The following is a 13,122-nucleotide window of genomic DNA, read 5'->3' on the forward strand; positions in this document are numbered from 1 at the left end:
ACACCCAAGCCCTTACCCGCCGTGCGCGGCGGCGGCTCAGTTGCGGGCGGCGGCTTGCCGGCGAAAGCAGGCGGGCAGGCCAAGGAGGAAGACCAGCAAGGCCAGCGGCAGCGCGGCCTGGTTCCCGAATGTGTGGAAGCCGATGGCTCCGGCGGTTGCGCCGCAGAAGAAGGCGAGGAACAATAGGCTCAGGAGGCGCAGTTTGGCGCGGTTGGCGATGACGGGCGGAGAGACGGCCGTATCGCGGTTCCAGTAGAGCAGCTTGCCCAGTTCGATGCCGATATCGGTGACGATGCCGGTGACGTGGGTCGTGCGGATGCGCGCGCCGGAGATCTTGGTGATGATGGCGTTCTGCAAGCCCATGAGCAAGCAGAGGAGGGCGATGGTGGACGCGATGCCCCCTTCCGGACCGCTGCCCCTGCTGCTGAGGGCGAACACCAGCAGAAGGGCGGCCTCGATGAGCAGCGGCAGGGCGTAATAGGTCCGGATGCCTGCGCGACGGCCCCAGTTGACGATAAAGGCGCAGGTGGCGGCGCCGGTGACGAACGACGCCAGGGCGGTAAGGCCGATGAGAGCGGCGGAGACGACCCCGAAGGCCACATCCTGCGCCAGGGCGGAGACGAGGCCGGTCATATGCGAGGTGTAGTGGCCGACCGCCAGAAGCCCGCCCGCGTTGACGGCACCCGCCACGAAGGCCAGCACGCAGCCGAGCTGCATGTCGGCCCTGTCGCTGCGTGTCTCGCCGGTCAGGGCGTTGAGCCACCGAAGCCCGGCGGCAAGGGGTGCATTGCGGCTTGCAGAACGCATGGGATGCCTTGCTCGGAAACCTGCAGCGGGAAGATCCGGAACACTGCATGAACACCATAGCAGGACACGGCAGCCGGAGCACCTGCCAACAAGCCGCACCGAACGCAGCCGTTAAGCGGCACGGCCTTCCCGGCTGGGCGCGTTGGTGAAAGCCTGATTTTCGCCAGGAGAGCCCCGTGCGCGAAGGCGCACAAACGAGTAGCTCCCTCCTGGCAACCTCCCGTTTTGTTTATTGGGGCGTATGATTCAGGAGGACCGAAGCCTTATCTTTTGAAACGCCTGGTTTGCGCCCAAGTCGGCCGTTCCAGTCGCGTTCAATCGGCCTCGAAAACTGCCCTAGTTTCCTGCCTGCACCCGCTTTTGGCTCGGAATTTACCCAGTGCCGCTGGCTCCGCGTGAAAGCGGTTGACTATATGATATATCATCACATAAACGCTTGGCATTCTACTCAGTAGGGGGGAATACCTTGATTGTTGTCAGGACCCGGCGGGCGATCGCCCGCCTATCGTCGCTCGTCTCCACTCTCGCGTTTATGCCCGCAGTCGCCTGGGCCCAGGAACCCGTTCCCGAGCAGGAAACGCATCAGGCATCCAAGGCCGAGCGCATCATCGTAACCGGCCAGTCTCTTTCCGCACCCAAGAAGGTAACGCCGCTACCTGTGGCGGTGCTCAGCGGGGAAGATCTCGCCCATCGTCAGCGCGGCACGCTCGGCGAAACGCTGGAAGGGATGCCCGGCGTCCATATGGACAATTTTGGCGCGGGAGCCGCGCGCCCGGTCATACGAGGGCAGACGCTGCCGCGCATCGAAATCCTCACTGATGGGGCTAATGTATTCGATGCCGCGTCTGTCTCACCCGACCATGCGATCGTCACCGATCCTTTGCTGCTCGATGCAATTGAGGTTCAGCGTGGCCCGGCTGCAATCCGCTATGGCGGCAGCGCGATGAACGGCGCAATCAACCTGATCGACAGCAAGGTACCCAAGGCCTTGCCCGAGGGCGGCATTACGGGGGCGGCGGAGGCCCGCTACGGCACCGGCGATGACGAGAAGACGATCGTCGGCCGGGTGACTGCCGGGATGGGCCAGCTCGCCATTCATGCGGAAGGGTCGCGCCGTCGCACGGATGACTACGATGTTCCCGATGGCTATGGCAGCGACAAGCTCAAGGACTCCTTCGCCGACGGTTCGAGCTACGGTTTCGGCGCATCCTTCATCGTCGACAACGGCTATATCGGCGCAGCCTATACGCGGCAGGATGCCGAATACGGCCTGCCGGGCCACAGCCATCTGAACGGGGTGTGCCATACCCATGGGCTCGACCTGCACTGCGAGGCGCACGGCGGCTTCGACGATCCGTTCGGATCGCCAGATAGTCACACCGCCTACATCGATCTTCGCAGCGAGCGTGTCGATCTCCGCTCGGATTTCACGGATCCGCTGCCAGGCTTCGAGAATGTCAGGATCAGAGGCTCCTACACAGATTATGTGCATTCCGAGATTGACGGGGAGCTCCTGTTCACACGCTACACCAACGAAGTCTGGGACGGGCGTCTGGAGCTAACCCACAAGCCATTGCTGGGCTTCACCGGCACCTTTGGCGTGCAATATACCGATGGAACGTTCAGCGGCATCAATGTCGATGACTTGCATGTGCCGTTTCCCGACAACGCCTATGGCTGGGATGGAGTCCCTTATTACCAGACCGAGAATATCGGTATCTTCCTGAGCGAGCGCCGCTCGTTCGGGGCGGTCGATCTTGAATTTGCCGCCCGCAAGGACTGGCGCAAGATCGACGTTACTCCGCCTACCTTCCGCGTCAGTCTTTCGCCTCAATATGAAGAACTCTTTGCCGAATTCTACGGCCCCGATTGGCGCCAGGTGATCGAAGACGACTACACCGAAAGTTTCCGCGAGCGGAATCCCGGCGCGAAACACGATCCCTTCTCAGCGTCGTTCGGGGCGACCTGGAACATTGCAGGCGGTTACGCGGCAGCGCTGTCGCTCGGCCACACCGAACGCGCGCCGAACGTCCGCGAGCTCTATGCTCGGGGGAACAATCTCGCCACCAACAGCTATGAGCTCGGACTTGCCTCGAGCAACCCGCTCCTCGAGGAAGAAGGTCTCTCTGCCGAGGATGTTCTGGAAGTCACCGACTCGATCAACCTGACCTTCCGCAAGACGGGCGGGCCGCTCGAATTCGAGGTCGGCCTGTTTTACCAGGATATCGAAGACTATGTTTTCGCCCGGTTGATCGAGACTGAAACAGAGAGCGGGGTCCCGCACAATTTTCTTGTCTACACGGCGGCTGAGGCGAAATTTGCCGGGATCGACGGTCAGGTGAGTTACCAGTTCACGCCGGAAGGGCGCGTAACCCTCTTTGGCGACTATGTCGACGCTGATCTCGAGAGCGAAGACGACAATCTGCCGCGCATTCCGCCGGCACGGCTCGGCGCGCGGTTCAATTGGGCGAGTGGACCCGTCTCAGCGGATGTGGAGTATTATCACACCTTCGGGCAGGACAAGGTGGCGTCCTACGAAACGGACACCAACGGCTACGACATGCTCAACGCCACCATTGCCTATCGCATCGACATCGGGAGCGGAAACGACCTGGAACTCTATGCGCGGGCCACGAACCTCACCAACGAGTTGGCTTACGTGCATACCTCCTTCGTTAAGGACCAATCGCCGCTGCGCGGGCGCAACGTCGTCTTCGGACTGCGGCACAAGTTCTGACCTCTGCATGACGGCCGGCGACGTCCGGCCGTCATCTCGTATCCGAGAGCAGATTGAGCATAAGGTTGATGTCAGATCTCGGCGTCTCCACTCTTAAATCCGCCGTTCCACTCCCAACCACTTCGGGCAGCGCATTGAGGTGCCTCGCCGTGAACAAGCGCGGCCCGAAAAACAAATAGGGGTCACAGGGGGATTAAGATCCCCCTGCGTTTAAAAAAACCCCATTAAACCAACCTGGAGGAAAACCCCTCACCCGCCGCGATAGAGCGCTTCCAGCTGCGGGCCGTAGGTGGCTTTGATCTTGTGGCGGCGGATTTTCAGCGTCGGGGTCATCTGCTCATTTTCGACGGTGAAGGGCTCGCTTGCCAACGAGATGCGGCGCACCTTTTCGGTGACGGAGAGGCGGGCGTTGATGCGATCAACGGCGTCCATCACCGCGCGGCAGAAGCCGGGGTTCTTTTTGAGCGCGGCGAGGTCGGCGTTCGGTTCGCCGTGGCGGGATGCCCAGCCGTGGGCCCATTCCGGATCGGGCACGATGAGGCCGACGAGGTAGGGCTTGCGGTCGCCGTAGACCATAGCCTGGTGAATTTCCGGCTCCAGGCACAGCATGCCTTCCACCCGCTGCGGGCTGACGTTCTCGCCCTTGTCGAGGACGATGATGTCCTTCTTGCGGTCGGTGATGACGATGTGCCCGTCCGCATCGATGTGGCCGACGTCGCCGGTGTGGAGCCAGCCGTCCTTGATGGTGCGCTCGGTTTCGTCCGGATTGCGCCAGTAGCCGTGGGTGACGAGCTCGCCGCGCACGAGGATTTCGCCGTCCTCCGCAATTCTCACCTCGGTGTTGGCGAGCGGCGGGCCGACCGTGTGCATCTTGATCTTCCGGCTCGGCCGGTTGCAGGAGATGATCGGCCCGGCCTCGGTCTGGCCGTAGCCCTGGAGCAGGGTGAAGCCGAGCGCGGCGAAGAACAGCCCCACCTCCGGGTTGAGCGGCGCGCCGCCCGCCACCATCGCCTTCAGCCGCCCGCCGAAGCGCGCCTGCACCTTGCTCCGCAGGGTGGCGTCCAGCAGCCGGTCCGCCGGCCAGCCCCACCACGGGAGCTGCCCGGTTTCGGCGCGGGTTTTCTCCAGGTGCAGGGCGAGGTCCAGCATCCGGGTGGCAAAGGCCCCCTGCTTCTCGATGGTTTTGGTCATGCGGGCGCGCAGCACCTCGAACAGGCGCGGCACCACAACCATGATGGTGGGGTGCACCTCCTCGATGTTGGCCGCCAGCTTGTCCAGCCCCTCGGCGTAGTAGATCTCCGCCCCCAGCCAGATGGGCAGGAACTGGCCGCCGGTGTGCTCGTAGGCGTGGGACAGCGGCAGGAAGGAGAGGAACACGTCGTCCGTCTTGGCGAAGTCGTCGCGCACGATATGCCCCGCCCCCGAGACATTGTGCAGGATCGCCCCATGGTGGTGCTTCACCCCGCGCGGCGCGCCGCCGGTGCCCGAGGTGTAGATGAGGCAGGCCGTGTCCTCCCGCTTGAAGGTGGCCCAGCTGCGCGCCTCGGCAACCGTGGTGGTGCTGGCTGCGATCAGCGTCTGCCAGTCGTAGAGGTGCGCCACGGAGGACTGGCCGATTTTCACCGGCTCCATGGCGATGACATGGCAGCAGCACTCGGTCTGGTGCACGGCGGGCAGAAGCAACCGCGCCAGCTTCGCGCCCGAGACGAACACCGCCACCGCGCCCGAGTTTTCCAGAATGTGCAGGTGGTCCCGCTCGGTGTTGCTGGTATAGGCCGGCACGGTGATCGCGCCCGCCGTCATGATGGCGAGGTCCGCGATCAGCCATTCCGGCCGGTTTTCGGAAACAAGGGCGATGCGCTCGCCCGGCTTGATGCCGATGGCCTTCAGCGCCCCCGCCAGCCGCGCCACCTGCTCCGCCGTCTCGCGCCATGTCAGCGACTGCCAGTGCCCTTCCCGCTTGGTCCACAGGAAGGGCTTGTCGCCCAGACGTTCCGCCTGGTCGAAGAACATTTCGACCACGCTGTTCCAATCTTCACGCATGTTCACGCCTGCCACTCTCCCCCCGGCTACGTTTGCTATTTAAAGCAATATACTCAAACGCATGAGATGAACGCGCGAACAGCGCGAGGGATGACCCCCCGGCTGCTGTCTTATCGTTTTTGGTTGAGGCCTTAATCGCCCAGCGCCACCCCCTCGCGGCGCGGGTCCGCACCGCCCAGCAGCGTGGCCTTGCCCGCCGCGTCATAGACCAGCTGAATGCCCTGAAGGCCGGAGATGGTGGGGCGGGCCGCCACACGGTGGCCCATCGCCTCCAGCTGCGGGCGCAGGGCCTCAAGGCTGGACCCCGCCTCCACTTCCAAGACGCCGCCGTCGTCCTGATGGAAGTTGGGGTAGGCAATGGCGGCCTGCACGTCCATGCCCCAATCGAGGCTGGCGATGAGGGTTTTCAGCACGTGGGTGATGATGCGGCTGCCGCCTGCCGAGCCCACCGCCAACACCAGGCGATCCTGGCCATCGAACACCAGCGTCGGCGACATGGAACTGCGCGGCCGCTTGCCCGCCTCCGCCCGGTTGGCGACCGGGTAGCCGTTCTTCTCCGGCACGAAGCTGAAATCGGTCAGCTCGTTGTTGAGGATGTAGCCGTCCGTCATCAGGAAGCTGCCGAACGGGGCCTGGATGGAGCCGGTCCAGGTGGCGGCGTTGCCATCCGCATCCACCGCGACGAAGTGGCTGGTGGAGGGGATGTAGGGCCCCACGTGCGGCGCGAAGGCCGCTTTTTCGCGCTGCGGCGGCGAGCCGACCGGATAGCGGCCCAGCGCCCGATCCGGGTTGATGAGAGTCGAGCGCTTTGCCAGATACCCCTCGTCGATAAGCCCGGCGACCGGCACGTCGACGAACGCCGGGTCGGCAAGGTAATTGCCCCGGTCGGCGTAGGCGAGCGCGGTTGCCTCCGCGATCAGGTGAATAGCCTTGGGCGACTTGGGGCCGAGCGCCTTGAGGTCGAACGGCTCCAGCATTTTCAGCGTGGCAAGAAGGGTCGTCGCGGCGGAGGACGGCGGGCCCATGCCGCAGATTTTATAGCTGCGGTAGGTGCCGCACACCGCCTCGCGGGCGATGGCCTTGTAATTGGCGAAGTCCGCCTTCGTCACCTCGACGGGCGCCTTGGGCGAAGTGGTGATCGCCTTGATGGCGTGCTCGGCCGGTGCGCCGGTGTAATAGTAGTCCGCCCCCTTCTCGGCGATTTTCTTCAGGAGCGCCGCATATTCGGAGGACTTGTAGATGCTGCCCACGGGCAGGGGCTGGCCGTCCGCGCCGTAGAAGGCCTTCCGCATCTCGGGGAAGTCCCGCACGATGGACGTTGCGTCCGACAGCATGGCATGCATGCGCTCGCTGACGGGAAAGCCCTGTTCCGCCAGCCGGATGGCGGGCTCGAACAGCTTCGCCCACTTGAGCTTGCCCTCGCGCTTGTGGGCCAGTTCCATCAGCCGCAGCGTGCCGGGAATGCCCACCACCCGGCCGCCGGTGAACGCCTGGGCGAAGGGAAGCGGGCGGCCCGCCTCGTCCAGGAACAGGGCGGGCGTGGCGGATGCCGGGGCGGTCTCCCGCCCGTCGAAGGCAGTGACCTGCTTCGACTTCGCATCATAGGTGACGAGGAAACCGCCGCCGCCGACGCCGCTCGATTGCGGCTCGACCAGCGAGAGCACCAGCTGCATGGCGATGGCCGCATCCACCGCCGAGCCGCCCGCGCGCAGGATCTCCCGCCCGGCTTCCGCGGCGTGGGGGTTGGCGGCGGCGGCCATGAAGCGCTCGGCCCGCACCGCCTCGTGGGAGGCGTATTGCGCGCCGCGCCGCTCGGTGGGGATGGTTTGTCCGGCAACCGGCAGCACCCAGGAAGCGCAAGATATGGCGGCCATCACCAGGCCCGCCCGGAACATCCTTCGCATCATCGTCTCCTTTCTGCCTGCCCCGGCACACGCACACCCCGGCAGTAACGCAACATGCGCCAAGCTGTAGCATATTCGGGGCATACGCAAAGCCGTGCCGCTGGCGAAATCAGGGCCGCGTGAAATATTCTTCCACGGCTTGTCGGCCAAATCGCTCGTCTTACCGCACATCCGCCCGGAAACGGCGGCTCGCCACGGCTCGCGACTTGCCAGGGCCAGCCGTGGCTTTAGGCTCCCGCCATTCCATGTTCGAACGGGGGATTTTTATGCGTTTGACACTCTTACGTTCCGTCGCCATCGCCGCGCTGGCGTTCTCGGCCGCGCCCGCGCTGGCGCAAGCCCAAGCCGCCGCCCCGGCAGCGGCGCAGAACCAAGACGAGACCACCCGCTTCAAGGCTTTCCTGGAGCAGGTATGGCAGGCTGACCTCGCCTCCTCGCCGCAGATGCAGACCTACCTTGGCGTCAAGAAGGACTACGGCAAGTGGGACGACGCCACCGAAGCCGCGCAGATCGACGACTACGCCCGCGCTCTCAAGGCGCTGGCCACCATGCGCGAGACCTTCGATTACAATAAGCTGTCGCCGGAGGCCCAGCTGTCGTGGCGGGTGTTCGAGTCCGTGGCGCGCAGCAACGAGAACGCCTTCCGCTTCCGCAACTACGGCTACATCTTCGACCAAATGAACGGTGAGCAGAGCGGCATCCCCGCCTTCCTCATCAACATGCACCGGGTCGACACCGTAAGCGATGCAGAGAATTACATCTCGCGCCTGAACGGCGTCGCGCCGCTGATGGACACGCTGATGGCCGAGGCCGTGAAGCGGGAGAAGCTGGGCATCCTGCCGCCCAAGTGGGTGTTCCCCTACGTGATTTCGGACGCGAAGAACGTCATCACCGGCGCACCGTTCACGCAAGGCGCAGACTCGGCGCTGATGGCCGACTTCCGCGCCAAGGTGAAGAAGCTGAAGCTCCCCGCCGACCAGGAAAAGGCGCTCATTGGCAAGGCGCAGGCCGCCCTCACCGGCTCGGTGAAGCCGGCCTATGAGAAGCTGATCGCCCTGATGCAGCAGCAGGAAGCCCGCGCGCCTACGCAAGACGGCGTGTGGCGCCTGCCCAACGGCGACAAGTACTACGCCGAGCGGCTGGCCTACTACACCACCACCGACATGACGGCCGACGAGATCCACAATTTCGGCCTTTCCGAGATGGACCGCATCCACAAGGAGATGGAGGCCATCGCCCGCAAGGTGGGCTTCAAGGGCACGCTGAAGGAGTTCATGCAGGCGGTCCAGAACGACCCGAAGCAGTTCTACCCGAACACCGACGCGGGCCGCGAGGCCTACATCAAGGAGGCCACCGCCGTCATCGACGCCATGCGCGCCAAGCTGCCGGGCTACTTCGGCGTGCTGCCCAAGGCGGACATGATCGTGAAGCGGGTGGAACCGTTCCGCGAGAAATCGGCGGGCAAGGCCTTCTACCAGAGCCCCGCGCCGGACGGCTCGCGCCCCGGCACCTACTACGCCAACCTCTACGACATGAAGGACATGCCCAAGTTCCAGCTTGAAGCGCTGGCCTACCACGAGGGCATTCCGGGCCACCACCTGCAGCGCGCCATCTCCGGCGAGCTGAAGGGCATTCCCAACTTCCAGAAGTACGGCCGCTTCACCGCCTACACCGAAGGCTGGGGCCTCTACACCGAACTGCTGGCCAAGGAGATGGGAGCCTATCAGGACCCCTACGCCGACTTCGGCCGCCTGTCGCAGGAGCTGTGGCGCGCCGCCCGCCTCGTGGTGGACACCGGCATCCACTACAAGAAGTGGAGCCGCGAGCAGGCGATCCAGTACCTCCTCGACAACACGCCCAACTCCGAGGGCGAGGCCCGCAAGGCCATCGAGCGGTACATCGTCTACCCCGGCCAGGCGACCGCCTACCTCATCGGCAAGACCGAGATCCTGCGCGCCCGCGAAGCCGCCAAGGCGGAACTGGGCGACAAGTTCGACATCCGCGCCTTCCACGACGTGGTGCTGGGCTCCGGCCCGGTTCCGCTCGATATCATGAAGGAAAATGTCCAGAACTGGGTGAAGCAGGTGAAGGCGCAGTCGTAAGGCTGGCCTGCCTCAAGCCTGAAAGAGAAGGGCGCCGGATCACCCCGGCGCCTTTTTTTTGCCCGCATGTCACATTCCGCCGGTGCCGCCTCGTCATGTCATCGCAACCAAAGACAAGGAACCGATACCATGACCGCCAAGCTTGAACCGTTCACCGCCGCCCCCGCCCTGATGAAAAGCTGGATGGCGACCTCGATCGCCGTTGCCAAGAGCCTGGAGCCCAGCCTGATCGAGCTGGTGAAGATCCGCTCCTCGCAGATCAACGGCTGCGCCAACTGCATCAACATGCACACCGTTGAGGCCCGGGAAAAGGGCGAGACCGAGCAGCGCATCTACCTGCTTTCCGCCTGGCGCGAGGCCCCCTGCTACACCGACCGCGAGCGCGCCGCCCTCGCCTGGACGGAGAGCTTGACGCGCCTTTCCGAAGCGCACACCCATGAAGCGGCCTACGAAACGCTCAAGGCCCACTTCACCGAGGAGGAGCAGGTGAACCTCACCCTGATGATCAACGTCATCAACGGCTGGAACCGCATCGCCATCGGCTTCGGCCTGTGGATCGACCCCGCCGCGGCCAAGTCGGCCGCCGCCTGATGCACGGGGCCGAACACCTTGAGGACGCAGCGGCGAGCTTCGACCCGCTGCGTCCCCGCCTCATCCGCGTCGCCTACCGGATGCTCGGCTCGGTCGCGGACGCCGAGGACGTGGTGCAGGAGGCCTTCATCCGCTGGATGGGGGCCGACCGCGCCGCGGTTCTCGAGCCCGAAGCCTTCCTGCGCCGCACGGTGACCCGTCTCTGCCTCGACCAGCTGAAGTCTGCCCGCCGCCAGCGCGAGACCTACGCGGGCCCCTGGCTTCCCGAGCCGATCGTCGAGGAGGCAGAGGAGGCGGACGACGTGACCCTGCCCCTGATGCTGGCGCTGGAGCGGCTGTCCCCGCTCGAGCGCGCCGCCTTCCTGCTCCACGACATCTTCGGCCTCGGCTTCGAGGAGGTGGCGGCGACGATCGAGCGCGACCCCGCCGCCTGCCGCCAGCTCGCCAGCCGCGCGCGCACCCACGTGCGCGCCGCGCGCCCGCGCTTCGAGGTGGAGAAGGAACGCGGCCTCGAACTCGCCAACGCCTTCTTCGCCGCCTCCCGCACCGGGGACATGACCGCGCTCGGCGCGATGCTGGCAAGCGACGTCAGCCTCCACGCCGATGGCGGCGGCAAGCGCTCGGCCGCACCGCAGCCCATTCTCGGCTATACCCATGTGATGCAGGTGCACAAGGCGATCGGCGCGCTGTTCAGGCTGCACGGCTCGCAGCTGGTGCGCGTCGGCTTCATCAACGGCCTGCCCGGCTTCGTCACCCGCGAGGCGGACGGCGAGCTGCAAACCACCGCGCTCGACATCGAGGGCGGCAAGATCGCCGCCATCTATGTGGTGCGCAATCCGGACAAGCTCCGGCACCTGAACTAGAAACCCTGCCGGGCGGGGCGGAGGGCCCCGCCGTTTCCTTATTCCCGCTCCCCAGGCTTCTCCCCGGCGGGCTCGGTGATGATGCGCTCCCGCGCGGTGCGGATGTCGCCGGATTCAACCTGCGCCTTGAGCCGATGCCGGTCGCTGGCGCGATACAGGGCCTCGGCGCGGTTGATGCCCTCGGCGGAGACGCCCATTTCCTCCAGCGCCTGCCGTGCCATCACCACGGCGGATTCCAGCACCTCGCGCACGATGCCGTTCATGGGCGCATCCTTCAGCTGGATGACGGTGCGGCGGTCGAAGGCGCGCACGTAGAGGGCGGCGCGCGGGAAGGCCTGATGGATTTCGTGGATCATCTCCGGGGTTAGCTGGTCGCCGTCCATGCAGAACAGGATCAGCTCCGCCTCTGCCGCTCCGGCCTGCCGCAGCAGGTCCAGCCGGGTGCCATCGCCGAAGTAGACCTTCGCGCCGAACTCCCCGGCCACGTCGATCATCTCGATGTCCGTGTCGATGAGCGTGACCGGAATGTTGCTCGCCATCAGCATCTGGGCGACGGTCTGGCCGAAGCGGCCATAGCCGATGACGATGGCGTTGGCCCCTTCCGCGCGCGGTCCCTCGCGCTCCTCCGCCTTGTGAATTGGCTCCTCGCGCAGCCTGCGGGTCGCCGCCATCAGGAAGGGCGTGGTCGCCATCGAAAGCGTCACGATCGCGCTGAACAGGCTTGCGGCCTCGGGCGCGATCAGCCACGCGTTCTGCGCCTGGGCGAACAGCACGAAGCCGAATTCGCCCCCCTGGCTGAGCAACACGCCCAGCGCCAGCGCCGACCGCCACGTCATGCGACAGGCGAGCCCGATCAGCAGGATCACGACCGTCTTCACCGCGATCAGCATGGCGGCCATCCCCGCCACGAACAGCGGGCGCTCGGCGATGGCGCCGAGGTCCAGCATCATGCCGACGGCAAGGAAGAACAGGCCGAGGAGGATGGAGCGGAACGGCTCCACGTCCGCCTCCAGTTCGTGGCGGTAGGGCGAGTCCGCCAGCACCACGCCCGCGACGAACGCGCCGAGCGCGGTCGAGAGGCCCAGCGCCTCCATCAGCGCCGCCGCCGCGATCACCGTGAACAGCGCGGCGACGACGAACATCTCCCGCTCGCCCAGGTTGCCGATCAGCCGGAACAGCGGGCGGATGAGGAACCGCCCGGCGGCGAACAGCCCCGCCACCGCGCCCACCGTGTAGAGCGCCAGCAGCCAGCCCGGCGGGCCGCCGGCATCCGCCGGGTTGCGGCTGAGCGCGGCGACGATGGTGATGAGCGGGATGATGGAGAGATCCTGAAACAGGAGGATGGCGAAGGCCCGCTCGCCAAACGGCGTCTTGAGGCGGCCGGAGGATTGCAGCATCGGCAGCACCTGCGCGGTGGAGGACAGCGCCAGCGGCAGCCCCAGCGCCAGCGCCGCCGCCGCGGAGAAGCCGGTGGACAGGGCGATGACGCCCGCCACCGCAAGGCCGCACGCCGCCACCTGCAACAGCCCGAGCCCGAGGATATCCCGGCGCATCCGCCACAGCCGCGCCGGGCTCAGCTCCAGCCCCACGATGAACAGCAGCAGCGTGATGCCGAGCTCGGCGATGCCCAGCTTGCTTTCCGCATCGCCCACCAGTCCCAGCACCTGCGGGCCGACCACGGCCCCGGCGACCAGATACCCCAGGGTCGCGCCCAGCCCCAGCCGCCGGAACAGCAGCACGAACACCAACGCGAAGCCGAGCAGCAGGAAGCCGTCGTGAAGCAGTAGAGTGGGCCCTGTTTCGTGCATCTGGCCAGCCGATCCGGAAGAGAAAAGGTTGTGTTCCCGAGGGTTGGGGCACCGGGCTCCCAACCCCTTCACGCGATAGCCCGGCGGGTGACGCAAGCCTAGACCCTTTTCACCGCCCGCACCACGCCGGCCGCGCCGACCGATGCCCGAAAGGCGCTGGAACCAATCCCCCGGCAGGCGGGTTTGTCAGCAAATCTTGACACTTCCGGCCGGGCAGCACCGCCCCCGGTCGGCGATGATGCTGATATTCCACGGAAACCCATTCTG

Annotated in this window: 8 protein-coding genes; 4 read left to right on the plus strand and 4 right to left on the minus strand. The window is 65.6% G+C overall.

From position 1 onward, the window contains the following. Positions 1 to 36 precede the first annotated feature (36 nt). Positions 37 to 807, minus strand: a complete 771-nt coding sequence (locus tag L0C21_RS01195) for a YoaK family protein (RefSeq protein WP_259276638.1) — start codon at positions 805 to 807, stop codon at positions 37 to 39. Between the two features lie 466 nt (positions 808 to 1,273). On the opposite strand from L0C21_RS01195, the gene L0C21_RS01200 reads away from it, so the two are divergent. Further along, on the plus strand, positions 1,274 to 3,544 hold the full coding sequence (locus tag L0C21_RS01200; RefSeq protein WP_259276639.1) for a TonB-dependent receptor domain-containing protein: 2,271 nt from the start codon (positions 1,274 to 1,276) through the stop codon (positions 3,542 to 3,544). Positions 3,545 to 3,793: 249 nt separating this feature from the next. Here L0C21_RS01200 and L0C21_RS01205 read toward each other — a convergent pair whose 3' ends face one another. After that, on the minus strand, positions 3,794 to 5,587 hold the full coding sequence (locus L0C21_RS01205; RefSeq protein WP_259276640.1) for an AMP-dependent synthetase/ligase: 1,794 nt from the start codon (positions 5,585 to 5,587) through the stop codon (positions 3,794 to 3,796). Between the two features lie 131 nt (positions 5,588 to 5,718). After that, positions 5,719 to 7,491 carry a gamma-glutamyltransferase gene (gene ggt, locus L0C21_RS01210; protein WP_259276641.1) on the minus strand — a complete coding sequence of 591 codons (1,773 nt, stop codon included), beginning with the start codon at positions 7,489 to 7,491 and terminating at the stop codon, positions 5,719 to 5,721. Positions 7,492 to 7,757: 266 nt separating this feature from the next. Between ggt and L0C21_RS01215 the strand changes: the two genes are divergently transcribed. The 3 genes from L0C21_RS01215 to L0C21_RS01225 all read left to right on the plus strand — a co-directional run bounded on the left by L0C21_RS01215 (position 7,758) and on the right by L0C21_RS01225 (position 11,047). After that, entirely contained in the window at positions 7,758 to 9,593 is a 1,836-nt protein-coding gene (locus L0C21_RS01215) for a DUF885 domain-containing protein (RefSeq protein ID WP_259276642.1), read from the plus strand. Positions 9,594 to 9,722: 129 nt separating this feature from the next. Further along, positions 9,723 to 10,184, plus strand: a complete 462-nt coding sequence (locus L0C21_RS01220) for a carboxymuconolactone decarboxylase family protein (protein ID WP_259276643.1) — start codon at positions 9,723 to 9,725, stop codon at positions 10,182 to 10,184. Further along, on the plus strand, positions 10,184 to 11,047 hold the full coding sequence (locus tag L0C21_RS01225) for a sigma-70 family RNA polymerase sigma factor (RefSeq protein WP_259276644.1): 864 nt from the start codon (positions 10,184 to 10,186) through the stop codon (positions 11,045 to 11,047). The genes L0C21_RS01220 and L0C21_RS01225 overlap by 1 nt, the downstream gene beginning before the upstream one ends. 38 nt (positions 11,048 to 11,085) lie before the next feature. On the opposite strand, the gene L0C21_RS01230 is transcribed toward L0C21_RS01225, so the two are convergent. Then, positions 11,086 to 12,855: a cation:proton antiporter domain-containing protein gene (locus tag L0C21_RS01230; protein WP_259276645.1), complete on the minus strand. Its 1,770-nt coding sequence runs from the start codon at positions 12,853 to 12,855 to the stop codon at positions 11,086 to 11,088. Positions 12,856 to 13,122 lie beyond the last annotated feature (267 nt).

This window comes from Pedomonas mirosovicensis (genome assembly GCF_022569295.1).
Taxonomy (GTDB): domain Bacteria; phylum Pseudomonadota; class Alphaproteobacteria; order Sphingomonadales; family Sphingomonadaceae; genus Pedomonas; species Pedomonas mirosovicensis.

Bases quoted from the DNA above. Each gene is read 5' to 3' on its own strand.
- L0C21_RS01195 (WP_259276638.1), bottom strand. From the start codon at position 807: ATGCGTTCTGCAAGCCGCAATGCACCCCTTGCCGCCGGGCTTCGGTGG.
- L0C21_RS01205 (WP_259276640.1), bottom strand. From the start codon at position 5,587: ATGCGTGAAGATTGGAACAGCGTGGTCGAAATGTTCTTCGACCAGGCG.
- ggt (WP_259276641.1), bottom strand. From the start codon at position 7,491: ATGCGAAGGATGTTCCGGGCGGGCCTGGTGATGGCCGCCATATCTTGC.
- L0C21_RS01215 (WP_259276642.1), top strand. From the start codon at position 7,758: ATGCGTTTGACACTCTTACGTTCCGTCGCCATCGCCGCGCTGGCGTTC.
- L0C21_RS01220 (WP_259276643.1), top strand. From the start codon at position 9,723: ATGACCGCCAAGCTTGAACCGTTCACCGCCGCCCCCGCCCTGATGAAA.
- L0C21_RS01225 (WP_259276644.1), top strand. From the start codon at position 10,184: ATGCACGGGGCCGAACACCTTGAGGACGCAGCGGCGAGCTTCGACCCG.
- L0C21_RS01230 (WP_259276645.1), bottom strand. From the start codon at position 12,855: ATGCACGAAACAGGGCCCACTCTACTGCTTCACGACGGCTTCCTGCTG.